This window comes from Pseudohalocynthiibacter aestuariivivens, from assembly GCF_018457175.1.
GTDB lineage: Bacteria > Pseudomonadota > Alphaproteobacteria > Rhodobacterales > Rhodobacteraceae > Pseudohalocynthiibacter > Pseudohalocynthiibacter aestuariivivens.
The window spans coordinates 16,754-39,416 of the sequence record NZ_JAGFNU010000018.1 but is presented as its reverse complement, the minus strand read 5'-3'; the positions used below and the strand labels follow the sequence as shown (position 1 = coordinate 39,416).

Here is a 22,663-nt window from a genome sequence, read left to right as displayed (position 1 = left end):
GGTAGATCACTGGGTCGACGACCGCAAATTCGGTGCGCGGGTCGGGTGGCAGGCGTTTTGGCCGTTCAAGTTGTCCGAGAACGTGGTTCGGCGGAACTGTGACATCAACCGAGGCGAGGCCAAGCTCCGGTGCACGGGCGCCCGAGTAAAATGCGCCGACAATCTCAGACGCTGCGCGCGTCGAGGTGATGAAGATGCGATGCCGACTGACCTCGGGAACGGATTCAGCCGGGATTGCCGGGTTGTCGATGCCGACAAGCTCCGGCAGTCGGCTGCACCCGATCAGCACCGGCGCGAGGAGCGCCACAACAAGGGAAAGGAACCGCAAGCGGTTGTGCATAAGTTGCCTCCAATGAGCCTTTCGTTAGCGTCCCAGCCACCAGGTAAGGCCAAATTGGATCACGACAGTGTCCAGATCGTATTCTTGGATGGCCACTCCGTTATACACGTCATCGACCTCCCAGTATTTGGTGAATACTCCCTGTGCACGGGCAGAAAATCTATCGCTGAAGAAGTGGTCAACCCCTACGCCAACGGAAAGGCCGGGGTAAGGTGTGCCGTCGCTGACGGCCCCGAGGCCGGTTAGCGTTGCGTTTGCTTCGATGCGGACAACGGACGGCCCTATTAGCCCATACACCAGGGTCTTCCGTTCCTCGCCAACAACCCTACCGACCTTCCCGAGCAGGGAGACAGCGTAAACCCTCTCAATTTCTCCGGTTAGCCAGGGGGTCGCTACAACTGGTAACAAATTGCCGTTTTTAACGCCGGAATATCCGGCGGCCAATTCAACTCCCAGATAACGCCGACCCCGTTGCCAGCCGTAACCACCGTACAGGCCAACGGCGGTGCCGGTCGCATCAGAATCAAAAATTGGTATGTTGGCGATGGTGAACTTGGCTGCCGCTGAGCCAACTCCGGCCTGCGCGCCCAGATAGAAACCATCAAACCTGTCGAACGAGACTGGTTCTTCGGCTCGTAATGGGCTTCCTGTGAACCAGATTACAAGCAGCAGAACGAGACTCGTATAAATTAACTTGAACATTTTAGCCCCCACTATTGTGTTCATGCAAAAACAGACTACCTTCTCGCCCGTCGCTGCTTATTGCAAGCCCTGGGGAATCAAAAGCTAGTGCCACCTTACCCGACATTTCCCAAATAGCGGAGCTTTTCCGCAAGACTTTGTGCCAGCCCGGTTGGCAATACGGTCAATGTCGCGGACGCAAGTTACGACAATTCGATCGGCAGTCCGTTTCTGCAGGCCTACTGGACTGATGAGGAGTTCGATCCCACGCAACGCGCGTTCTACTATGTTCGTGTGCTTGAGATTCCGACGCCACGCTCGACGACGTTTGATGCAAAGGTCTTCGGCGTAGAAATTCCAGAGGGCGCACCGACCAGCATTCAGGATCGAGCCTACACATCACCTATCTGGTACACGCCAAACGGTTAAACGTCTGCTGCCAGAACGAAGCTCGGAAATATCGGCAGGTGTCATCTGTGACTTTATTTCATCGCGAGCGGTGCGCCCATTCTCGCTCCCATTCTCTCCTGCAATGTTTAACCACATATCGATAACACTGGGTTTTCAGCTCTCCGTGATATTATTACTTGAAAAACAAGCAGTTCCTATCATAAACTTCACCTAGAAAAATGTGAAGTATGACTCCATCTATTGCAACTTAAGCTCCACGAGGTGGCTATGGCGGAACAAGTCGGCGATACGATAACGCCACATTTACCGCCATTTATAACATCTCCTGGTGATACAGACACGCTGTTCGCCGTCGTGATTGTCTTCATTGTTTTACTTCTTTTGTTACTAGGCATTATGTATCTGAAGTTGCACGCAATACCAGAGCAAATGGCTCATCAATCCAACCATACACAGTTTCAACTGGTTGCTGTACTTTCCTTGCTGGCCTTGTTTACACATAACAACTTATTCTGGATCACCGCGTTACTGTTAGCCACAATCAAACTGCCAAACTACGAAGGCCTATTGGAGTCTATTTCCAAGTCGTTAGTTGGAATATCCGAGAAAATGTCCGGTACTGTTGACGCGCCCGCAGTCGAGCTTTCAGATGCCAGCGCACTTAAGGAGCCTTCTGACACTGACACTGACACTGACACTGACACTGACACTGACACTGACACTGACACTGACACTGACACTGAAGTTGCAACAAAATCGCAGGAAGAAACGTGAACAATGCTTGAGGTTTTAGTCTGTTCGCTTGTCACGATTTTTCCGGATTATCTAATCCGCCGTTACATGCAGGGTAAACGGATTGGTCAGGAATTGACGCTGTTCTCGGTCTGGTACGAGTTGCGATATGGCATCACGACTTGTGCGCTGCTTACGATCTCACTGATTACACTGGTCTTTTATTATCATCCCTCGACCACCAACGTGTCATCATTTTTCAGAACAGTAACGATACTGTCAGAAGGATCCGGACGCGTTGAAGAGGTGTTCATTCGTAACAATCAAAGGGTAAATGCCGGGGATCCACTGTTCTCGCTTGATGCAGCACGCCAACGGGCTGCTGTCGAAACGGCGAAACGTCGCGTACAAGAAGTGGAGGCTGCGTTTGCCTTTACCGAAGCCGAGGTGAAGGCGGCCGAAGGCGCTGTCGAAAACGCCAGGGGTGTTACGGCAGATGCTCAGGAGGAGCTGGAAGTCCGGCAAGCCCTGCTAGACCGTGGCTCCACTGCCGTGAGCACTCGTGATGTCGAGAAACTGCAAAACGCGGTGGTGTCGAGTCAGGGCGCTCTGGCTGCAGCGCTTGCCAAGAAAGAAGCGGTGGAAGCACAGCTGAGCGAATTGCTGCCCGCACAACTAGCGACTACCGAGGCGGCGTTAGAACAAGCGATGACTGATCTGGAAAAGATGGTGGTTTATGCTGGCGTTGACGGGGATGTAGAACAGTTCACACTTCAACCTGGTGACATTGTCAGTCCGGTGCTGCGCCCTGCCGGCATTCTTGTACCTTCGGATATGGGTCGTGGCGGGTTTCAGGCGGGCTTCAGTCAACTTTCGGCTCAGGTCATTAAGCCGGGGATGATCGGCGAGATCACCTGTATGTCTCTGCCCTTTACCATTGTCCCGATGAAGGTCGTAACGGTTTCAAATTACATATCAGCGGGCCAGTTTCGCCCGTCAGATCAGCTTTTGGATATTCAGGACCGCGCGCGCCCGGGCACTATAACCGTCTACATGGAGCCGTTGTTCGAGGGAAGCACCGACAAAATCTTCCGTGGGAGCAAGTGTATCGCCAATATCTATACAAACAATCATGACAGGCTGGCACACGAGGATCTGGGCTCTCTGGAATGGACATTTCTACATGTCGTCGACACGGTGGGTGTGGTGCACGCCTCTCTTCTGAGGATTCAGGCTTTGATGTTGCCCGTTCAGAACCTAGTCCTGACAGGACATTGATAAGACATTGTCCCATTAATACTGGCGAACAGGATAAGTCGGCGCAATCCAAGTTTAAGCAGCCACAACTTCACACCATTTCAATTTACAACGCCACCTGATTTCTCGCCCAAATCTCCGCCAAATACGCTCAAAGGCATTTGCCGAATGGCATCAAATTGTTGCAGCTTGAATTCCGATCGTTTCGATTTAGTAGGCGTGCCCGAGTTAACGTGACAAAGCCATATGCAGCGTCCAAGGGTGCAATGGTATCGCTAACCAAGACCTTGGCAGGGCTTATAGTGGCAACGGGATCTACACTTACGGCGTTGCACCAGGGTTTGTCCTGACCGACATGACACAATCAGAATTTGACCACGATCCAACACTCCGGCAACGGCTGATAAACGAAATTCTTTACGGTGAAGCTGCGCCAGCGGAAGAGATTGCGAATGCAATTTGTTTCTTTGCATCTGGATTGGCAACTCATGCCACCGGTCAAACACTCGATGTTAACGGTGCTTCCTACGTCCGCTAACAGCGCCAACAAACCGCAACCCGACAGGGTGGCTCAGCCAGGTTGGAAATCAGCCCGTAGTCAAGGCATAAGCGCTGGCAAGAAAGGCGTTCTTCAAGTAAACCAATAGCTTCTCAGGATATGTCTCTATTTCTCTCTTCGCAAAGTGCGAGAGCGCCACGGGACTGACGAATCTGGTGTCACATCCTTCTACAAGTTGGATGAGAGTTTCGATTTTGAAGGATACGGCTCCACCAGCCATTCTGCCTTTCTTGGCACGGGTTTTGATCACAAAAGTGTCTATTTCGTTTTCGCGGGAAAACTCGTGAAGAGCCGCCAGGAATAGTCGCAGATCCGCCTCGGATGTGTCATCCTCGAGCTCTATTCGTGTGGTCTTTAGTCGAAGCATCTCCACGTTGCCTTCATCGTTCAGGTGGACAACGGCAAGTCGAACCTCCTGTGCCGATATCTCACATCCGCATACTCTCATGTGTTATTCCTTAATGTGGCAAATCTACATTAACACTTTTCTGACCTGAAAAACCAAATCCTCGATGCTGCTTTTCAGTGCTGAGATATGGGCTTTTTTCCTCAAATCGGCGGGTGTGTAAACTGAGCTACCCGCGCCGGGATGTTTTAGGGGGCTTTTGTTTTTTCGACGCCCCCCCCTTTGTTTTCGGCGTGGAAACTGAATACTCGAGCCGCCTACTCCACCCATTCATTGCAACTATTCTTCATCCAGCGCTTCAAGCATTTTCTTGACGGCTTGATCCTTGTCGAGTGTTCCATTCCTGAACAACTGATCAATGCAATCGCGCTTTTCGTCTGGAATGCAACCAAAGCGCTCCCACCCTTGGTTTCCTCCCCCGAGCAGGTCGACCACTTTCAAATGGACTGCTTCAAGTTTCTTAGCACTTTCTTTTGCGCTAACTTCTATTCTTGCCGTTGGTGCAAACGTGCCAGAATTCCTTCGCTCAAAGTGCCTCTTTTCTTTATTCTTTTCTTCTTTCTGTTTGTCGGCAGGTACCTTCCGGTAATTGAAACGCTCTTCTTCCGCTATATCGTACGCCTTTCTTCCGCTGGGGATCAGGAGATCGTAGTGGTTGCACCGGGTGCCGCGCCACCGGCGCTTGGTTTTCACGTAACCAAACTTCTCGAGCTTCCTTATGGCTGTTCGAATGGTCCGCGAAGAACATCCCAGATCGAATGCCAACTTTTCCATGCTAGGGTTGCAAAGGCCCGAATGAGAGTTCCGATAAAACAAGAGCCTGCTAAAAACCAGGTTTGCCTTGGCATTAAGCCTGCTGTCCACATTCGCAACATTTGCTGCAAATATCCGATCGAGAGAGTCACCTTTCATGACATGCCTCCCAAAGTCGCGTTGGCCTCGATCCAAGCCTCTATGTCCTTCACGCGGTATCGGACCAAGCGCCCGACCCGAATAAAGCAAGGACCATCGCCACGAGACGGAGCAAGCTCGAGGAACCTCCTCCGAATTCCATACATCGTTTCCACCTCTGCCCGGCTCAAAAGTCGTTTTTCTTGCTTCACCATTCGACCGTTCCTTCATCCAATGCATTTCCGTTGCATGGAATGTCTCTGAGCGGCGTGCCTTTGTCGTGGGAGAAGAAAGGAGAGCTTGGGAGAAGAACTCGCGAACAGGGTATGTCACTGTAAATAATAGTTTTGTGTAGTGGAAAACGGAAATAACTATCCGCTGGGGTAAGTCTTATTGTAGAGACGAGCCAGTCTCTTTTGCTTGGACGCTTCGGTGCCACCACCCTTGATGCTGCCTGGGTCTGCGTCGAAGACTAGGCGAGCAGCTTCTGCGATACTAATCGCTTCTCCTTCGTGCAGCACCTCATACATCTGCTTAACGAAAGGAAGATCCGCTTCCGTATAGTTGATGCCTTTGGGGCGGCCTTGTCGAACGCCGTCAGCTCCGTCATAGACACACAACTCAGGGATTTGATCAGACGACAGGAATACTAGCACTTCCGGATTGAAATGAGGTGCTTGTCCTCCCAAGAGATGGACATCCACCTCCTCTTCAGAATAGTCAAAGCCCGTCAAATAATTCGCCCGAGGAACACGATAAGATCCCAGTCCATCAAATCCGTCTCTTGGGAGAACTAAGACATGCCCGCCATCGCTTTCTCGTCGAAATATTAGCACTTGGCCAGCCCTGTGGGTTGCCTCGATCTGTTTGAAGAAAATGCTTAAGGATTCCCGCCTCGCGTCCAAATACGGGCGCAGGTATTGGTTGATAAACGCGTCGGTCAGGTGCTGCCGATCTTCCACGTGAAGATCTGAAGCCAGATATACGCCCCGCTTAGCTGCCTTGTCAGGATCCAACGTGTCGTCGTGGGTACGAAAGTCGCCAACTGACTCTACCTGATCCATGGCCATCCCATAGAGTTCAACGCAGACATCATTGTGGATTTCGATCATCTCGGCGATTACATCTGATCCATCATGCCTACAGAACGCCGATAGCCCTGTTATCCAGTTGAGACGCCGTCCTTTGTATTCCCAGACCAACGCTCCCCCCTTAACCAAAGAGGTTACAAAGTGTTTCGCTTTCTTGTCATCAAGCCTCTTGGCAGTAAATTTATGTGCGGCATAAGCTTTGAGGACGTCAGAATAACGAGTGGGATAATTTTCTGTCGCCTTGCCATCCGGCAATTTCAAGCCATGTTGCGCTACGATCTTTTCGATCTCAGACTGATCGCGGATTGGGTCTTCAGCATTGTCTTCATCACTCATCCAGGCGGCACCTGATCAATACCACGCTTAATGAAAATTATTGGGTATTCAGCCAATTGGTCGGGTACCGATTCTGTTGTTCAGTTCATTGCACACAGTTTCCATGGAAGGTCGCAACGCGTCTAGGGAGGGCCGAACATATCTTTGCCCTGTGATCGTCAGCGGCGTGTGATTAAGCAACCTACCGACGATCTCTTCTAGTACCCCCGCTTCCATCGCTACGGTCGCAAAGGTACGCCTGTGAGCATGAGGGCCCCATTTCATCCGCTCGGGTTTGCCAACATATCCTGATGAAGATTTGGGAGACGGAAACACCCACTCCCGACTGAGCCCACGCAAAGGCGCCAATATCTCATGGTGGAACTGCAGGATGGGCAAATCAAAGCTGCGCCCATTCTTCGTCAGTGGCAGATGGATGTGATCTTCACGCACATTCTTCCACTCCAAAGACAGCGCCTCAGTCTTGCGAAGCCCTGTAAACAAAACAAGCTCATAGAAGACCTTGTGGATTGGATTGTGGAGGTTGTTCACCGTTACGCGCCATTGCTTGAGGTCTTCAATGATCGTGCCGTTGGGCCGCTCTTCATACCATTCGATTGCCATTGTCGGGCATTCCGGCAAGTTGATCGTCCGGCGCGTGTGATTGTAAACAGTTCGAAAGTACTTCAGCGTATGGTTGGCCGCCGACGGCGTCTTCGCCATCTCCCGATGACGGTTGGCAACCATTGATTTGCTGATCTCATCCAGCGGCAGTTTCAACCAATCCTTCAGGTGTCGACTGAACTGCAATCTCATCCCGGTCTTGTGCGCTTCTGATCGCAGTTTCGGCCGCATCAAATAGGCCTCCATCGCAGCCTCCAGTGTGGGCGCCCCAATCTGGATTTGCTTACCAGCCCCCCTGCCCCAATCCAGGGTAAACCCAAGTGCGGTCTGTCGGGCCGCCTGCGCTGAGATAACCGGAAAGCGCCCGATCAAAACCCGCTTGGTCTGACCGCCCACATCCTTCTGAAAATACCAGGTCTTGGATCGTTTGCCGACAAATAGCACAAGCCCCCGGATCTCGCTGTCCCAGTGCTTGACCGTACCCGTTTTTGTCTGTGGAACCTTGAGGGCGAAGGTCTCTGTGAGCTTTGGCATTTTGTCTGCTTTTTGTAGGTAACTACATGCAATTAGGTGCAACGTAGTGATACGTCACGCAACATATTATTGAATGAAATGATACTGATAGCAACTAGAAGATAGTAGGTGAAACTCAAGTCTCTTGTTTGGAAGGCTAAGGTCTTACCACTACACAACGCCCGCTCGTGGTCAGGAGTGCATAATCCACTGTATCGTCATGGTCAATAAGCGCTTGTGAATTAATCGGCTTTCGAAAATAAAATCCTCTCGTGGCTGAGCTATCAACCCATCTCCCGTTTCTGCTTTATTACCGAGAGCAGACCTTCATGTTGAGCGCAGCTAACGGCTTCTCTGAGCCCAATGTATGTAACGGCTGCTGTTCGCAAGTGTTCAATTGCACATCTTCAGGAAGTCGCTGATATGTATCCGGCCTTTGTATCGGCTTGTTGTTTGCCGTGGCCCTGTTGGGAGTACGCACGCGCCGCTGTCTCATTAGTGACCTGATCTTTGATGACCATTTGGGCTCTCAAACTTTGGGTGCGTCTTATTCCGTTCCATGCAGTTGAGGTTTACGAACATCGTGTGCGGCTGAGATTAGATCGCAGTCGCCATTTCCTTTTCTTTCCAATCGAAGTCTTTGCCTGAGTTCAGAACGCTCCATACGATCCGCGCGAGCTTATTGGCAAGCGCGACTCCAAGTTTGTTGTGCTGCATAGAGGTGAGCCGAAAGTGCTGGGTGCTGCACCATTCCCTGATGACACGAACTTTAGGCAAAGCCTCTGTTGCCGTCGACGTGGCTGACCAACCGAGGCTCACATCATGAGCAGCTCGTTTCGTCGAGGCCTCCGCCTTTGCTCAAAGCCATTCCTTTCGATTTCGTGAAAAAGCGCTGACGAAACGCTGCCACGCGAATTTGAAGGTGCCTTATTTCAGGTGCCTCATTTCACTTGCCCCCCTAGCGTTGAGATATCTCCCAACCCGGGGCGCGGTAGGCCGGAGCGTTGGAGACGGGCAGCATGCCTTTGTCCAACACGTGATCAGCCCCCTTTTCACCGATCATTATCGTCGGCGCGTTCAGGTTGCCGTTCGTCACGAAGGGCATGATTGAGCTATCGATAACCCGCAATCCTTCGATCCCATGCACGCGTGTTTGCGGATCCACCACCGCCATGGCGTCTGTCCCCATCTTGCAGGTGCCTGCGGGATGATAGGCTGTGACTGCGTTTTGCGATACGAAATCGTCCATTTCTGCGTCTGTCTGAATATCCGGGCCGGGCAAAATCTCAGGCCCGCGATAGGGGTCAAAAGCGGATTGGCCAAAGATTTCGCGGGTCAGACGAATCCCGTCGCGAAACACCTGCCGGTCATAGCCATGTTCAAGGTAGTTGAACACAAGCCGAGGTGCCTCTGCCGGGTTGGCAGAGCGCAGCGTCAACTGCCCCCGGCTTTTTGGCTTGCCTTGGATGATATGGGCCTGGAAACCATGCCCCTTGAACGAGACCGACCCATCATAGGCAATGGCTCCTCCCAACATGTGATACTGTAGATCAGGGTATGGTATGCCTGCGCGGCTGCGGATATGGCCGTTTGCCTCCAAATGGTTAGAGGCCCCAAGTCCGTTTTTGAACAGAAGCCATTGCAACCCGATCCTAGCCTTGCTCAGCGGTCCCAGCACACCGTTGAGCGTGATGGGCTGCGTGCATTGCTGCTGCATCCAAATTTCCAGATGATCATGCAAGTTCTCACCCACGCCCGGAAGATCGTGCAACAGGTCGATGCCATGCTCTCGCAGATGCGCCGATGGGCCAATCCCCGAGAGCATCAACAGCTTCGGGGAATTGATCGGCCCGGCTGAGACGATCACTTCACGCGCTGCCTTGGCTGTGACCACTGGCCCGCCCTTGACGGAGTATTCGACACCGGTGGCGCGTTTGCCCTCCATCAGCACTTTGCGGGTCAGCGCATGCATGATCAGCCGCAGGTTTGGGCGGTTGAGGCTTGGCTTCAGATAAGCATTGGCCGTGGACCAGCGAACCCCGTCCTTGACGGACATGTCCATGACCGAGAAGCCCTCTTGCATGAACCCGTTATAGTCCTCGCTCACCGGATAGCCCGCCTGACGCCCCGCCTCGATAAAAGCGCGGTAGAGCGGATTGGCCACAGGTGCACGGCTGACATGCTGCTCACCGCCCTGGCTGCGGTATTCATCCGCCATCACACTGGTTTCAGCCCGGCGAAAATAAGGCAGCACGTCGGCATAGCTCCACCCGTTCGCACCTGACGCCTCCCAATCATCAAAATCACCCGCGTTGCCACGCACCCAGACCATACCGTTGATCGAAGACGATCCCCCGATAACCTTGCCGCGCGCCTGATGGATACGACGCCCACCAAGGCCGGGCTCCGGCTCGGTGTAGAATCCCCAATCGTATTTCTTTGAGTTCATCGGAATAGACAGGGCCGAGGGCATCTGGATGAAGACTGAATTGTCCTTGCCGCCGAATTCCAGAACCAAAATTTTGACCGTTGGGTCTTCGCTCAGCCGACGTGCCAGAACGGACCCGGCCGAGCCTGATCCAATGATGATGTAGTCGTAGGTTTCCATTTAGACCCTCTGGAGTTTTTTATCTTCGCACCGATCAACTGCGCGGATTGCACAGCTTGGCCAAAATAAGATCTGTTGAGATTTGCCCGATAAGCTGACCATCCTCGACCACACCCACAACCGGCGTTTCAGCACGGCCGAATTCTTCCATCACGGCCCGGACATCTACATCGGCACCAACGGTGATCTCGGGCGTTGTGGTCGCAGGTTCGATCAAATCACGCGCGTACAGCACTCCAAGCGGGTTCATATGAGCCACGAAATCAGCAACATATTCATTGATAGGATCCGAATAGATATCTTTCGGCGTGCCGATCTGAACAATGCGACCACCTTCCATGATCGCGATCCGGTCGCCGAGCTTGAACGCCTCATCAAGGTCGTGGCTGACGAAGATGATCGTGCGCTTCAGCTCACGCTGCAGATCCAGCAATTCATCCTGAAGTCGGGTGCGGATCAAGGGATCAAGCGCCGAAAACGGCTCGTCCATCAACAGGATCGGGGCATCGGTGGCAAAGGCACGTGCCAGCCCTACGCGTTGTTGCATCCCGCCTGATAGTTCCCCTACCTTTCGTTCTGCCCAATCGCTCAAATGAACAAGCTCCAGTTGCTTGTCCACCTGTGCATTGCGCTGTGCCTTTGGCATACTGGCCAGCTCAAGTCCCAGGCCCACATTCTCGCGCACGGTGCGCCAGGGCAGCAGGCCGAATTGCTGAAAGACCATTGCAACCTTATGCTGGCGCATGTCTCGCAAGGTTTTTGCGTCCGCATTGGTCACATCAACCATTTTTGAGCCGTCATTTACCCGCACAGCGCCACGCACCACAGGGTTGAGCGCATTGACCGCGCGGATAAGCGTGGATTTCCCCGATCCCGACAGCCCCATCAGAACAAGGATTTCACCGGTGCCAACGCTCAGGTTGCAGTCATGCACACCCAGCACCTGCCCTGTTTCGAGCTGGATTTCAGGGCGTTCCCTCATCTCGTCCATCAAGGGCAATGCCAGTTCCGGCTTTGAGCCGAACACGATGGATACGTTATCAAATTCTACAGCTATGGGCATGGCTCAGTGATCCCCCCGCAACATCCGGTCCAGAATGATCGCGACGACCACGATGATGAGCCCGCTTTCAAACCCGAGCGCGGTGTTCACCTGACTGAGCGCCCGCACAACCGGAACGCCAAGGCCGTCCGCGCCCACAAGGGCTGCAATGACCACCATCGATAGGCTGAGCATGATCGTCTGGTTCATCCCCGCCATGATCTGCGGCATCGCATAGGGCAGCTCGACCTTCCAAAGCGTCTGTTGCGGGGTGGCACCAAAGGCCTGTGCCGCCTCAAGCAGCGCAGTTGGCGTTTTTGAGATACCCAGATGAGTTAGCCGGATCGGCGCGGGGATCACGAAAACCACCGTTGCGATCAGGCCCGGCACCATACCGATCCCGAAGAACACAATCATGGGGATGAGATAAACAAATGTGGGAAGCGTCTGCATTAAATCCAGCACAGGGCGCATGGCTTGATAAAGCTTCGGGCGATGCGCTGCCGCGATCCCGATGGGAACACCAATCCCCATACAGAAAATGCACGAGACCAACACAAGCGTCAGGCTTTCCAACGTTTCTTTCCAATAGCCTTGATTGAGAATGAACAGAAATCCCAAGAATACCAGAAGGCAGGGCTTCCAGCTGCGGCGCAAATACCATGTGAGGGCGACGAAAATCGCGACGATCATCAACGGATGTGGCGCGTTCAGCAAATAAAGGATCGTCTCAATGAGGCTATCGGTGAACGCTTCAAGCCCGTCAAAGAAGAAACCTGCGTTTGTGCGGAGCCACTCAAAGGCGTCCTTAAACGCGCGTCCGACGGGGATTTTGTTGTCAGTCAGCCAGTCCATATCAAGATCCTGATCCAGAGCCGAAGCCCACGCCTCAGAAGGCCCGGGGCTGGCCCGGACTTTCTAGATTGGCAATTCGCTTCAGCCAGCCAGCTCAGCTTCGACCGCGGCTTTGGCATCGCCGCCATCGCGGGTGGTCACGCCTTCCAGCCACTCGTCCAGCACGCCCATGTTTGCCTTCAGCCATTCGCGCCCAGCATCTTCCGGATCGGTGCCATCTTCAAGGATGACCGCCATCAGAATATTTTCCATATCTACTGAAAAGCTTACGTTTTTCATGAATTGCCCAACATTAGGACATTCCTCAAGATAACCCGCGCGGACATTGGAATAGACCTTCGCAGCACCGAAATCCGGACCAAACGTGTCATCCCCACCTGTGAGGTAGGTCATGTCAAAGTTGTTGTTCATCGGATGCGGGGCCCAGCCAAGAAACACCACCGGATCGCCCTTGCCATCCGACCGGGCCACCTGTGCCAGCATCCCTTGCTCCGAGCTTTCCTTGAGTTCGAAACCTGCAAGACCAAACATATCTTTCTCGATCATATCCAAGACAAGACGGTTGCCGTCATTGCCGGGCTCAATGCCAATGATGGCATTGTCGAGCGCATCGGCGTGTTTGGCGATATCCGCGAAATCCTTGATGCCCAGTTCGGCCCCTGCCGCATTGGTTGCCAGCGTGTATTTCGCGCCTTCCACAACCGCGCGTACAACCTCCACCGCGCCAGAGTCGGTGTAGGGTTTGATATCGGCGGCCATCGACGGCATCCAATTGCCAAGAAACGCATCGATATCACCGTTTTCCATCGCTTTGTATGTCACCGGAATCGACAAAACCTTGATGTCCACCTCATATCCCAGCGCCTCCAACACCATTCCGGACAAGGCGGTGGTCGCCGTTTCAGCCGTCCAGCCAACATCGGCAAAGACAACTTCGCTACAGCTGGCCGGTTCTTCAGCTGCAAAAATGGCGGTTGCGGGCATAGTCCCCAGCGCAAGTGCCGCGACGAGCGTACGCGTTCTTCGTTTCATGTTTTTCCTCCCAGGAATGCAGGCTCTTTCGTCCTGAAATGATTTCTTTTGGGGCAGATAATCTATCCTTTCCCCGCGAGAGCATGTATCGCTTGGACGTCGTCATATTCGCGATATTTTAAAAGCCCTTACGCCCGAGACTAGGTGAGCGACACGCGTTAGGGAAATCAGATGATCTGAACAGAATCTTTAGTTTATCTAAACGTTGTATATCTTGTGGAAAGTCGCCCGCGATCACGGCAAGTCGCTGCCTTCCATCACCGCACCCGCTTCGGCCATGACCCATGAAACGAAAGCGGCCACCTCGGCGCGCTCCATGGCGACCTCGTTGACCACAAGGTCATACCCGATATCCGTGGCCACCCCGCGCCCGAACGGATTGACCAGCAGGTTTGCCTCGATCAGGTCCTGCAAAACACGCGGGCTCCCGATGACGAAGCCTTGCCCAGCGACAGCGGACTGGACCGCAAGATTGTAATCGCTGAACCGCAGGCCGTCCCTGGGGGTTATTTTTTCCGCACCCATTTTGGCCAACCAATGTTTCCAATAGTTCCACTTCCGGGTGTTTTCAGCCCAAGAAAATTGCGACAAATCCCAACGCAGAAGTTTGGCTTGTGCGAGATGATCTAAGGAGGTGATTTCCGGGGGACCTTCGACAAGTCGAGGGCTACAAAAGGCGCAAAGCTCTTCGTCAAACAACCTGTAGACGGTCAGGTCACCATGATCTTTTACACCAAAGCGGATGCCGACATCGGCCACGCCAAATTCCATGTCCACAATCTGCGGCGTGGAATCGATCAAGACATCAATGCCGGGGTTGGCTTCTTTGAACCGTTCCAGCCGGGGCACAAGCCAGGACCCCGCAAAGGAGGGGGTGGTCGTTACAACGAACCGTTGTGTACCAGTCATGGCCCGCATCCGTTCAACCGTGTCGGCGATCTGGCGAAACGGAAGCGACAAGCCTTCATGCCCTACCGCCCCGATCGGCGTCAGCACCAGTTTGCGACCCTTCATTTCCAGAAGCGGTCCGCCCACGGCATCTTCCAGCTTGCGCACCAGTTGGTTGGTCGCGCCGGGCGAAACGTGTAGTTCTTCGGCGGCTTTGCGGTAGTTTAGATGGCGCGAGACCGACTCGAAGGCACGCAGCCCGTTGAGGGAGGGAAGCCAGCTGCTCATCCCGCGCACCGGACCGGTTCGCGTTCTGTGCGGTTAATATCTGTGTGCGGAAAATACTCGGCCCAAACATGCCAGAACATGCCGGGCTTGAGCGTTTCCACGCGCGTCAATTGACCCTGATCCGACTGTCCGTAGAAATCGATTTCCGAAACCGGTGCGCCGCTATCGTTGAACCAGATGCCAAGGCTCTCGAAGCTCGCGTCATAGGCGACCACGATACCGCGCCCACCGACGGATGTGTTGATCGGCCCCTCATGGCGTTTCACGAACTCATCGGTATAACAGGTCGCGTCTGAGCCGATATTCACGCCCCAGATATACGTTTTGTTGGGCAGCCGATCATCTGAACGGGTCATGTTGTCGATCAGCGGCGCCTCAATCCGGTGTTGCGCCCGGATGCCCCAGGTGAACATCATGTCTTGCGCGGTATCGAGAATTTTCAGGAACGGATTGGAGGATGGCTTATTGATATAGACCGTCCCCTCCGGATAGGCCTTTTCAAACCCTCTGAAGGTCATACGGAATGTGGGCCAGGGCGTCATGCCCGTGCCTTGCGCGATCTCGCATTCGCGGGTGCCCAATATCTGCTGGACCGGCTCGCCAGTGTTGTTGTCGCGCAGGATCAGGTTGTTGGCGATCTGCGCCATGACCTCCAGCTTGACTGGTTTTCCCTCGATACGCGGCTCAAAGGCCAACCCGAGATTGGACATGCCGCAATAAGTCATCTGAATATCCGCACCGTCAAACCCCTGGGAATTGCCCACCACATGCGGGCGCAAAAGCTCGGCATCGGGATGAGCCCGCGCAATGCCATTATTTACGATCACCAAAACCTCGTTCGAGGGGCTGACGAATTGGCGCGCCTCTTTGAGGCTATAGTATTTGGCATTTCCCGTCTTGGTTCGCATGCCCGTGTGCAACCAGACGTAAGGAAAGAGGTAAAACAGCCCCCAGATGATCAGAGCAGGCCACCAGAACCAGCCCGATCCGGCTTCCGCCAGCCAATGGGCCAGCGTACAAGCCAGGGCCCCGGCAAGGCCTGCTCCCACGATCTTGTATTCATGGCGTATCACCCAGACCAGATTGTGCCGCTTAATCCGAAAGAACATCTGGCTGATGTCACCGAGTTCCCTGAAATAGAAGAACCCCGCGACCAACGAGAGGGCCAACCCAAACCAGAACGCAAACTCCCAGATCATGATGGTCTCTCCTGGTTAACTCCCGCTGGCGGCCTCAACCGCGCGGCGCGCCATTTCGCCAATCAGGTGCTTTCGATACTCCGCCGAGGCATGGATATCGGCGGATATTTCCGCCTCGTCCACACCGCTGCCATCAATCGCATCAACCGAGAAATCCTTGCTCAAGGCTGTTTCGATATGACTGTCCCTAAAGACGCCCGAAGACCCTGCCCCGGTGATGGCAACGCGCACATCACCGCCCGTTTTGGACAACATCACCCCCACCAGCGCATAGCGAGAGGCTGGGTTGGGAAACTTTATATAGGCCGCCTGATCGGGGATGGGAAAGGACACCGCGAGAATCATCTCATCCTCCCCCAAAGCCGTCTCAAAGAGATCGACAAAGAAGTTGTCTGCACCCATCTCACGCCTGTTGGTGCGAATAGTGGCACCCAGACCAACGCAGCCCGCAGGATAATCCGCTGCCGGATCATTATTGGCCACCGATCCACCGATCGTCCCCCTGTGGCGCACTTGCTGATCTCCGATGCCGCCTGCAAGCTTTGCCAGAGCGGGGATGCGCTTGGCCACCAACTCACTTTCCGACACCTCGCAATGGGTGGTCGCGGCACCGATGACGATTGCGCCATTCTCTTCGCGAATACCGCTCAAACCATCGATCCCCTTCAGGTCGATCAGATCGGATGGCTCGGCCAATCTGTGTTTCAGCGCCGGCAACAGGGTCTGGCCACCAGCCAGCAACGATGGGTTATCAGTAGAAGCCAGAAGCTCTTCTGCTTCCTTTTGCGAGGCGGGGTTGTGGTATTCGAAGCTATACATTCGTGATCCCTCCTATTGCGCCGCAATTTTGTCTCTGGCGATGCGCCAGAGTTTCTCACCCGTGGCCGGCATATCGATGTGCCGGATATCCAATGCATTCACGATGGCATTGATCAGCGTCGGTGGTGCTGCGATGCACCCAGCCTCGCCCGCGCCTTTTGCGCCCAGCGGATTATGGGTGCAGGGGGTGCACGTGTAGCCAACCCGGAAACTCGGCAGGTCATCAGCGCGCGGCATGCAGTAATCCATGAACGAGCCCGTGATCAGTTGCCCGCTTTCGGGATCATAAACACCATTTTCCATTATCGCCTGGCCAATCCCTTGCGCCAATCCGCCATGGATCTGTCCTTCGACGATCATAGGGTTGATCACAGTGCCAAAATCATCGACCGCAACCCAATCGACAATCTCCAGCACGCCGGTTCTGGGATCGATCTCGACCTCGCAGATATGGGTGCCAGCCGGGTAGGTGAAATTTCCCGGATCGTAGAACGCGGTCTCATCAAGGCCCGGTTCAAGCCCTTCGGGGTAGTCCAGTGGCACGTAGGCGCGTTCGGCCACTTCCTTGATCGTGACGGATTTGTTGGTGCCCGTCACCGAAAATAGGCCCTGTTCAAACTCGATGTCAATGACGGAAGCTTCCAGCATATGTGCTGCGATCTTGCGGCCTTTTTCGATAACCTTCTCTCCGGCGCGGACAATCGCCGATCCACCAACCGCTAGAGAACGCGACCCGTATGTACCCATTCCCATTGGTACCTGACTGGTATCGCCATGGATAAGCTCCACGTCCTCGATCGGGATACCGAACATGTCAGCCACGATCTGACCGAATGTGGTTTCATGGCCTTGGCCGTGCCCATGGGTACCAGTCAGGACAAACGCGGTCCCGGTGGCATTGAAACGAATTTGACCAGATTCCCAAAGGCCGGCGCCCGCGCCCATCTTGCCGATCAGTTGTGACGGCGCCACACCACATGCTTCGATATAGCAGGCGAGCCCGATACCGCGCAGCTTACCGCGCGCTTTGGCTTCTTCGCGGCGCGCCGGGAACCCGTCATAGTCGATCATCCTCAGTGCTTCATCAAGCGAGGCATCATAATCCCCGATATCGTAAGTTAAGATCACTGGCGTCTGATATGGAAAATCCTCGGGTTTGATGAAGTTGCGGCGGCGAATGTCGATGGGATCCATACCCATCTCTCGTGCTGCGACATCCACAACGCGTTCGATCAGATAGGCCGCCTCGGGCCTGCCCGCCCCGCGATACGCGTCCACCGGCGAGGTGTTGGTGAAGACCGCGCGCACATTGCTGTAGATCACAGGAGTTTTGTAGCAGCCAGCAAACAATGTGGCGTAAAAATAGGTCGGGATGCTGGTCGCGTAGTTTGACAGATACGCGCCCATATTGGCTGTTGTGTCGATCTTCATACCCAGAAATGTGCCGTCCTTGTCCATCGCCAGATCGACGGTGGTCAGGTGATCGCGTGCATGGGTATCAGCCAGAAACGACTCTGACCGGTCCCCAGTCCAGCGCACCGGGCGGTCGATCACTTTTGATAACCAAAGGCAGGTTGTTTCCTCGGGATAGCAATAGATTTTCATGCCAAACCCGCCGCCCACATCGGGCGCGATCACGCGTATCTTGGTTTCGGGAATACCGGTCACCGATCCACTCAACATCCAACGCAGCATGTGCGGGTTCTGGCTAGTAGACCAAAGTGTGTAACTGTCCAGACCGGAATCGTATTCGGCGATGGCCGCGCGAGGTTCCATCGCGTTAGGCACAAGGCGGTTGTTCACCAGATCGAGCGAGGTCACGTGATGTGCGGTCTCGAAGATCGCATCGATCTCGGCCCGGCTGCCCAATTCCCAGTCATAGCACAGGTTTTGCGGTGCAAGGTCGTGGATCTGTTCGCCTTCCATAGCCATTGCAAGGGTGACGACAGGCTCCAGCTCTTCGAATTCAATCTCTACCAATTCGGCACCGTCGCGGGCCTGCTCATAGGTCTCGGCCACAACAACGGCGAGATGATCACCAACATAGCGTGCGCGATCCGGCGTCAACGCATAGTGTGGTACGGCTTTGTGGGGCTCGCCCTGGCGATCCGTCACAACCCAGCCGCATGGGATAGAACCCCACTCATCGCGCTGGATGTCCTTGCCGGTGAACACGCCCAAAACGCCCGGCGCTGCAAGTGCCGCCTCTTTGTCGATAGACTTGATGATCCCATGCGCAATGGGAGAGCGGACAAAAACCGCATAGGTTTCGCCGGGGCGGCGAATGTCATCCACATAGCGCCCCTTGCCTGTAAGCAGACGTTGATCCTCCTTACGCTTCAGAGGCTTGCCAACCAGCATATCATTCATGGGTACGGCCTTTCGTTAAGCAGCGTCGCCGGATGCGACCTGCTGTACAGCTTTGACGATGTTGTGATAGCCCGTGCAGCGACAAATATTGCCTTCGAGCCAGTCGCGAATTTCAGCCTCCGACGGATCAGGATTTACCCGGAGCAGGTCGATCGTGCTCATCACCATACCAGGCGTGCAGAAGCCGCATTGGAGGCCATGCTGATCGCGAAACGCCTCTTGCATCGGGTGCATTTTGCCATCTTTGACAAGACCCTCAAGCGTGGTCACAGTGGCACCTTCGGCTTCGACCGCCAGCATCGTGCAGGATTTGACCGACCGGCCATTCACATGCACCACACAAGCACCACATTGGCTCGTGTCACAGCCCACATGCGTGCCGGTCAGGCGCAGGTTCTTGCGAATAAACTCAACCAACAGAGTTCGTCCTTCGACCTCTCCGGACACATCCTTGCCGTTCACGGCCATAGAAACTGTAGGCATGTACGAACCCCTCCCTGGTTTAGTATCACCACGATTTTCGCGATTGATCAGGCGAATTGCACCCGTTTGTAAAAAGTATCTCTGTGGGCGAATTTAGGGAACTCGTTTAATCTGCCCTCTGCGTTTAGTTAAGCTAAACGTTCATCCCGCATCAATCCGCTGCTTTCGAGGACGTCTCTGGGGTATATCCCTCAAGGTTTTCAGAAAACTTGGTGAAAAACTGGTTGGCCATTTTCTTGGCTGCACTGTCGATCAACCGGCTGCCAATCTGGGCAAGTTTACCACCGACCTTGGCGTTGACGGTGTAGACCAGCGTGGTCGTGTCTCCGTCAGGTATGAGCTTCACATCAGCATGGCCCGAGGCAAAGCCGGCCACGCCACCCTTACCCTCTCCCGATATCCTGTAGCTTTCGGGCGCGTTGATATCGAGCAGCTCCACCACCCCGGCAAACTTCGCGGATACCGGACCAACCTTCGCCTTCACCGTAGCTTCAAACCCGTTCTCCCCAGTTCTTTCCAGTTCCTGACAGCCCGGAATACTGGCACGCAGCATGTCGGGATCGTTGAGCGCCTGCCAGACAAGGGCTTGAGGTGCGTTTATGACTTTTTCGCCGTTCATATCCATGGATTTACTGCCTTTGCTATAACGGGACAGGCAGGCGCGCCTGCCTTTTGTTGGTTTCGTTTCTGGTTACTCAGGTGGCGTTTCCAGTCCACGCGGGATCCGCTTCTCTGGGTCCATGAAGGGCAGCTCGACAACTTGCGCATCGTGCGTGTTCCCATCGAGTGTCTTGATCTGGAGCGTTCGCCCAACCCAAGCCCCGCTGGCACTCTCAGGCTCATCAAACAAGACGTAGCCAATGCCTTTCTCCAACGAAGGTGACCAATCCCCGATGGTCATGCGGGCCACGTCCTGACCATCCTCTAAAATCCGTGTGCCGACGCGCGGGATGCCCGTTTCGCAGGTCAACCCGTAAAGCCGCTTCCGTTTGTCCACTTTCATCAGCGCGTCGCGCCCGACGAAATCAGGATTGTCAAACTCGACTAGGCTGTCGAGACCTGCATCAAACGGCGTCGTGCCCGGGTTGATATCCATGTCATAGTCAAGAATACCCGCCTCTACGCGGCGCAAGGTCATCGACCCACCTGCCCCCATTCTAAGGCCGAACTCTTCCCCGACCTCAAAGATATAGTCCCAGAATTTATGTGGGTCATTTTCGGGGTTACCGTAAATTTCGATCCCCATCTCGCCTGTGAATCCTGTACGAGAAACGACCGCTTCCATACCGTTGAAGCTGAAACGACCCGCGTTGAAATACCCCCACCGTTCAGGCTTTTGCCCGGGGCAGGCTTTTTCCAGAAATTCAAGGGCTTTGGGGCCTTGTACCTGCAACACACGCGATTGCGGATCGCTGACTTCGACATCCATGCCGTCGGACATCAGGTTCAGCCAGTGCTCGAACCCGCCATTGGCCTGAACATACCAGAAATGATCTTCTGCTAACCGGAGGACAACGCCGTCCATGATGATCCCGCCCTGGGGTGTGCAGGCAATCGCATAACGCGCCTTCCAGACACCCATGTTACCGATCTTGCGGGTCAGAGCGCGTTCCAGCAACTTGACCGCATCCGGCCCTTTAACCGAAATCGGCATCTCAGGCACATCGTAAAGCATGATGCCCTTGCGCAATTGCCAGTAGTCGCTGATCACATCCTCGCCAAAGGACACCGCATAAAGGCGCGTGTTGTAGATGCCGAAGATCGTGTCGTCAGTTGCCCATTTGTCAAAATAGGGCGATTTATCGAACCGCTTTGTGTTCAGCTTGAGCACGGTGTGTGAGTGCGCATGAATAACTTTGTCGAGGCCTTGCGTCTGAGCTGTATCTGGCATTGTACTGTACCATCCTTGTTGGGGAACGGCGCGGCATAAGCCGCGGGTGCGTTCAGAATTTCGGATAAAACCAGCGGCTACCCCAATCAGGGTCTCCAACAGATTTTCATTGAGTTTAGAAAAGCTTCGCCTTTGCGAAAAACGCGATTATCTCTACCGCAACGACAGAAATTCTACATGTTTTCTGTCACACGATGCGTTAACAAAGCCGACCCCGGATCAAGCGCACGGAGCAACCCGAAACCGAGGCCGGAGAGTTCCCGGTGCCGCTGGGAGTGAGCGGTACCAGGTCAGGAAGATCATTCAGATCAGTTAACCCAAGGCGTCCAAAGGGTCTGATTTGCATCAAGCCAGCTTTCCGCAGCCGCTTCAGGCGTCATGCCGTCCACATCAACCAACTTTGCCATCTCGGCGATCTGCGCGTTCGTGAACGACATCTGCTCAAGTGCTGCATACGCATTTGGCCATTTGTCCTGCATTCCAGCCCAGGCCGCCTTTTTCAGATAACCATCGACAGGCGCGCCACAATCATAGGCCATATCAGGATTAACCCCGATGGAGGCATCCTCCATGCATCCGGCCTGATACGCAGGAAACTCGACAAATTTGCCAGGGTGCACCGCTTCGACAAAATTAGGTGTCCAGTTTTGCAGCACGACCGGGCGGCCTTCGGCCTTTGCCTCGTCAATGGCGCTCCATAGCGCTTCGGCAGAGGCCGCGTGGACCATCTGAAAATTCATATCCAGCGCCTTGATCCGCTCCATATGATGTTGCGGCCAGTCTTCCGGACCAGCAAGGAACATGCCCTTGCCGCCGGTTTCCTCGGTCGCAAATTTCATCGCGCAGGCATTGAGCGCCTCCCAATCGGGCAGGCCTGGGCACATGTCTTCGACATAGGCTGGGTACCACCATTCTTCACGCGTGGTAGCCTCGTGTGAACCAGCATCGACAATGTTCCCGGTCTCTAAGGCGGCGTCAAACAACTTGCCAAACACACCTTCCCAGACCTCGACCACCACAGTGGCCTCGCCCTTCTGGAGATACTCATAGACCTCGTTGCTGTCGGTCTCGATATGCGACACCGTGTAGCCCATATTCTCAAGAATATCGCCGACAACGTGGCTCATGACGATCTGGCTAGACCAGTTATGCGTTGGAATCACGATCGGATCAGAGCTTTCAGCAGCGAATGCGAAAGTAGGGGCAGCAAGTGCCATGGCAAGTAAACCTTTATACTTCATGATATGTCCTCCCTCAGACAGGTTGGCGCGAGGCAATGCTCAGGTGCTTGCATCACGCCCAGAAATCATACCTGCGCGTGTACCAATCCAGAACGCGGGATATCTGCGCGCAGTGCTTAGATTTTCT

The 22,663-nt window shown here is 54.3% G+C and carries 21 protein-coding genes and 2 pseudogenes; 4 read left to right on the top strand and 19 right to left on the bottom strand.

What is annotated here, in order from left to right; genetic code table 11:
- Nucleotides 1-340: pseudogene (locus J4E70_RS17955) on the bottom strand (alpha/beta hydrolase); the annotation flags it as partial.
- A gap of 24 nt (nt 341-364) precedes the next feature.
- Nucleotides 365-1,042 (bottom strand): outer membrane protein, encoded by a 678-nt coding sequence (locus J4E70_RS17950; protein ID WP_213891111.1) that lies wholly within the window; start codon nt 1,040-1,042, stop codon nt 365-367.
- Between the two features lie 153 nt (nt 1,043-1,195).
- Here J4E70_RS17950 and J4E70_RS17945 point away from each other — a divergent pair.
- From J4E70_RS17945 to J4E70_RS17930, 4 genes and pseudogenes are all read left to right on the top strand, one after another.
- A pseudogene (locus tag J4E70_RS17945) lies at nt 1,196-1,450 on the top strand (DUF3604 domain-containing protein); the annotation flags it as partial.
- Nucleotides 1,451-1,699: 249 nt separating this feature from the next.
- Nucleotides 1,700-2,206 carry a hypothetical protein gene (locus J4E70_RS17940; protein WP_213891109.1) on the top strand — a complete coding sequence of 169 codons (507 nt, stop codon included), beginning with the start codon at nt 1,700-1,702 and terminating at the stop codon, nt 2,204-2,206.
- A gap of 3 nt (nt 2,207-2,209) precedes the next feature.
- Complete coding sequence (locus J4E70_RS17935) at nt 2,210-3,442, top strand: HlyD family secretion protein (RefSeq protein WP_213891107.1); 1,233 nt, start codon at nt 2,210-2,212, stop codon at nt 3,440-3,442.
- Nucleotides 3,443-3,665: 223 nt separating this feature from the next.
- Nucleotides 3,666-3,959, top strand: coding sequence for an SDR family oxidoreductase (locus J4E70_RS17930; protein ID WP_213891115.1), 294 nt, complete (start codon nt 3,666-3,668; stop codon nt 3,957-3,959).
- 49 nt (nt 3,960-4,008) lie between these two features.
- Here J4E70_RS17930 and J4E70_RS17925 read toward each other — a convergent pair whose 3' ends face one another.
- The 17 genes from J4E70_RS17925 to J4E70_RS17850 all read right to left on the bottom strand — a co-directional run bounded on the left by J4E70_RS17925 (nt 4,009) and on the right by J4E70_RS17850 (nt 22,536).
- A complete protein-coding gene (locus tag J4E70_RS17925; RefSeq protein ID WP_213891105.1) occupies nt 4,009-4,428 on the bottom strand; it encodes a DUF3010 family protein in 420 nt (139 codons plus the stop codon).
- Between the two features lie 237 nt (nt 4,429-4,665).
- Entirely contained in the window at nt 4,666-5,298 is a 633-nt protein-coding gene (locus J4E70_RS17920) for a helix-turn-helix domain-containing protein (RefSeq protein WP_213891103.1), read from the bottom strand.
- Nucleotides 5,295-5,492, bottom strand: coding sequence for a helix-turn-helix transcriptional regulator (locus tag J4E70_RS19770; RefSeq protein WP_485062660.1), 198 nt, complete (start codon nt 5,490-5,492; stop codon nt 5,295-5,297). Before J4E70_RS19770 ends, J4E70_RS17920 begins: the two co-directional genes overlap by 4 nt.
- Before the next feature lie 156 nt (nt 5,493-5,648).
- Complete coding sequence (locus J4E70_RS17915; protein WP_213891101.1) at nt 5,649-6,704, bottom strand: hypothetical protein; 1,056 nt, start codon at nt 6,702-6,704, stop codon at nt 5,649-5,651.
- A 48-nt stretch (nt 6,705-6,752) separates the two neighbouring features.
- On the bottom strand, nt 6,753-7,841 hold the full coding sequence (locus J4E70_RS17910; protein WP_213891099.1) for a tyrosine-type recombinase/integrase: 1,089 nt from the start codon (nt 7,839-7,841) through the stop codon (nt 6,753-6,755).
- 937 nt (nt 7,842-8,778) lie between these two features.
- Nucleotides 8,779-10,428, bottom strand: coding sequence for a choline dehydrogenase (gene betA, locus J4E70_RS17905; protein WP_213891097.1), 1,650 nt, complete (start codon nt 10,426-10,428; stop codon nt 8,779-8,781).
- A gap of 34 nt (nt 10,429-10,462) precedes the next feature.
- Entirely contained in the window at nt 10,463-11,491 is a 1,029-nt protein-coding gene (choV, locus tag J4E70_RS17900) for a choline ABC transporter ATP-binding protein (protein ID WP_213891095.1), read from the bottom strand.
- 3 nt (nt 11,492-11,494) lie between these two features.
- Nucleotides 11,495-12,325, bottom strand: a complete 831-nt coding sequence (gene choW / locus J4E70_RS17895) for a choline ABC transporter permease subunit (RefSeq protein ID WP_213891093.1) — start codon at nt 12,323-12,325, stop codon at nt 11,495-11,497.
- 81 nt (nt 12,326-12,406) lie between these two features.
- Entirely contained in the window at nt 12,407-13,357 is a 951-nt protein-coding gene (choX, locus tag J4E70_RS17890) for a choline ABC transporter substrate-binding protein (protein ID WP_377608724.1), read from the bottom strand.
- A 234-nt stretch (nt 13,358-13,591) separates the two neighbouring features.
- A complete protein-coding gene (locus tag J4E70_RS17885; protein ID WP_213891091.1) occupies nt 13,592-14,533 on the bottom strand; it encodes a LysR substrate-binding domain-containing protein in 942 nt (313 codons plus the stop codon).
- A complete protein-coding gene (locus tag J4E70_RS17880) occupies nt 14,530-15,732 on the bottom strand; it encodes a DUF3179 domain-containing (seleno)protein (protein ID WP_213891090.1) in 1,203 nt (400 codons plus the stop codon). The genes J4E70_RS17885 and J4E70_RS17880 overlap by 4 nt, the downstream gene beginning before the upstream one ends.
- Nucleotides 15,733-15,747: 15 nt before the next feature.
- Nucleotides 15,748-16,551, bottom strand: a complete 804-nt coding sequence (locus J4E70_RS17875) for an FAD binding domain-containing protein (protein WP_213891088.1) — start codon at nt 16,549-16,551, stop codon at nt 15,748-15,750.
- 12 nt (nt 16,552-16,563) lie between these two features.
- Complete coding sequence (locus J4E70_RS17870; RefSeq protein WP_213891086.1) at nt 16,564-18,921, bottom strand: xanthine dehydrogenase family protein molybdopterin-binding subunit; 2,358 nt, start codon at nt 18,919-18,921, stop codon at nt 16,564-16,566.
- A gap of 15 nt (nt 18,922-18,936) precedes the next feature.
- Entirely contained in the window at nt 18,937-19,404 is a 468-nt protein-coding gene (locus J4E70_RS17865) for a (2Fe-2S)-binding protein (protein ID WP_213891084.1), read from the bottom strand.
- A 151-nt stretch (nt 19,405-19,555) separates the two neighbouring features.
- The gene (locus tag J4E70_RS17860) at nt 19,556-20,029 is read right to left on the bottom strand and encodes an SRPBCC family protein (RefSeq protein WP_213891082.1); all 474 of its coding nucleotides are present in this window, start codon (nt 20,027-20,029) and stop codon (nt 19,556-19,558) included.
- A 66-nt stretch (nt 20,030-20,095) separates the two neighbouring features.
- A complete protein-coding gene (locus J4E70_RS17855) occupies nt 20,096-21,295 on the bottom strand; it encodes an aminomethyl transferase family protein (RefSeq protein ID WP_213891080.1) in 1,200 nt (399 codons plus the stop codon).
- Nucleotides 21,296-21,603: 308 nt separating this feature from the next.
- Nucleotides 21,604-22,536 (bottom strand): ABC transporter substrate-binding protein, encoded by a 933-nt coding sequence (locus tag J4E70_RS17850; protein WP_213891078.1) that lies wholly within the window; start codon nt 22,534-22,536, stop codon nt 21,604-21,606.
- Nucleotides 22,537-22,663 lie beyond the last annotated feature (127 nt).

Excerpts from the sequence above, each read along its gene's own strand:
- J4E70_RS17885 (WP_213891091.1), bottom strand. The coding sequence starts at position 14,533 with ATGAGCAGCTGGCTTCCCTCCCTCAACGGGCTGCGTGCCTTCGAGTCG.
- J4E70_RS17925 (WP_213891105.1), bottom strand. The coding sequence starts at position 4,428 with ATGAGAGTATGCGGATGTGAGATATCGGCACAGGAGGTTCGACTTGCC.
- choV (WP_213891095.1), bottom strand. The coding sequence starts at position 11,491 with ATGCCCATAGCTGTAGAATTTGATAACGTATCCATCGTGTTCGGCTCA.
- J4E70_RS17865 (WP_213891084.1), bottom strand. The coding sequence starts at position 19,404 with ATGCCTACAGTTTCTATGGCCGTGAACGGCAAGGATGTGTCCGGAGAG.
- J4E70_RS17950 (WP_213891111.1), bottom strand. The coding sequence starts at position 1,042 with ATGTTCAAGTTAATTTATACGAGTCTCGTTCTGCTGCTTGTAATCTGG.
- J4E70_RS19770 (WP_485062660.1), bottom strand. The coding sequence starts at position 5,492 with ATGGTGAAGCAAGAAAAACGACTTTTGAGCCGGGCAGAGGTGGAAACG.
- J4E70_RS17920 (WP_213891103.1), bottom strand. The coding sequence starts at position 5,298 with ATGAAAGGTGACTCTCTCGATCGGATATTTGCAGCAAATGTTGCGAAT.
- J4E70_RS17915 (WP_213891101.1), bottom strand. The coding sequence starts at position 6,704 with ATGAGTGATGAAGACAATGCTGAAGACCCAATCCGCGATCAGTCTGAG.
- betA (WP_213891097.1), bottom strand. The coding sequence starts at position 10,428 with ATGGAAACCTACGACTACATCATCATTGGATCAGGCTCGGCCGGGTCC.
- J4E70_RS17855 (WP_213891080.1), bottom strand. The coding sequence starts at position 21,295 with ATGCCAGATACAGCTCAGACGCAAGGCCTCGACAAAGTTATTCATGCG.
- J4E70_RS17860 (WP_213891082.1), bottom strand. The coding sequence starts at position 20,029 with ATGGATATGAACGGCGAAAAAGTCATAAACGCACCTCAAGCCCTTGTC.
- J4E70_RS17870 (WP_213891086.1), bottom strand. The coding sequence starts at position 18,921 with ATGAATGATATGCTGGTTGGCAAGCCTCTGAAGCGTAAGGAGGATCAA.
- choX (WP_377608724.1), bottom strand. The coding sequence starts at position 13,357 with ATGAAACGAAGAACGCGTACGCTCGTCGCGGCACTTGCGCTGGGGACT.
- choW (WP_213891093.1), bottom strand. The coding sequence starts at position 12,325 with ATGGACTGGCTGACTGACAACAAAATCCCCGTCGGACGCGCGTTTAAG.
- J4E70_RS17940 (WP_213891109.1), top strand. The coding sequence starts at position 1,700 with ATGGCGGAACAAGTCGGCGATACGATAACGCCACATTTACCGCCATTT.
- J4E70_RS17875 (WP_213891088.1), bottom strand. The coding sequence starts at position 16,551 with ATGTATAGCTTCGAATACCACAACCCCGCCTCGCAAAAGGAAGCAGAA.
- J4E70_RS17910 (WP_213891099.1), bottom strand. The coding sequence starts at position 7,841 with ATGCCAAAGCTCACAGAGACCTTCGCCCTCAAGGTTCCACAGACAAAA.
- J4E70_RS17935 (WP_213891107.1), top strand. The coding sequence starts at position 2,210 with ATGCTTGAGGTTTTAGTCTGTTCGCTTGTCACGATTTTTCCGGATTAT.
- J4E70_RS17850 (WP_213891078.1), bottom strand. The coding sequence starts at position 22,536 with ATGAAGTATAAAGGTTTACTTGCCATGGCACTTGCTGCCCCTACTTTC.
- J4E70_RS17880 (WP_213891090.1), bottom strand. The coding sequence starts at position 15,732 with ATGATCTGGGAGTTTGCGTTCTGGTTTGGGTTGGCCCTCTCGTTGGTC.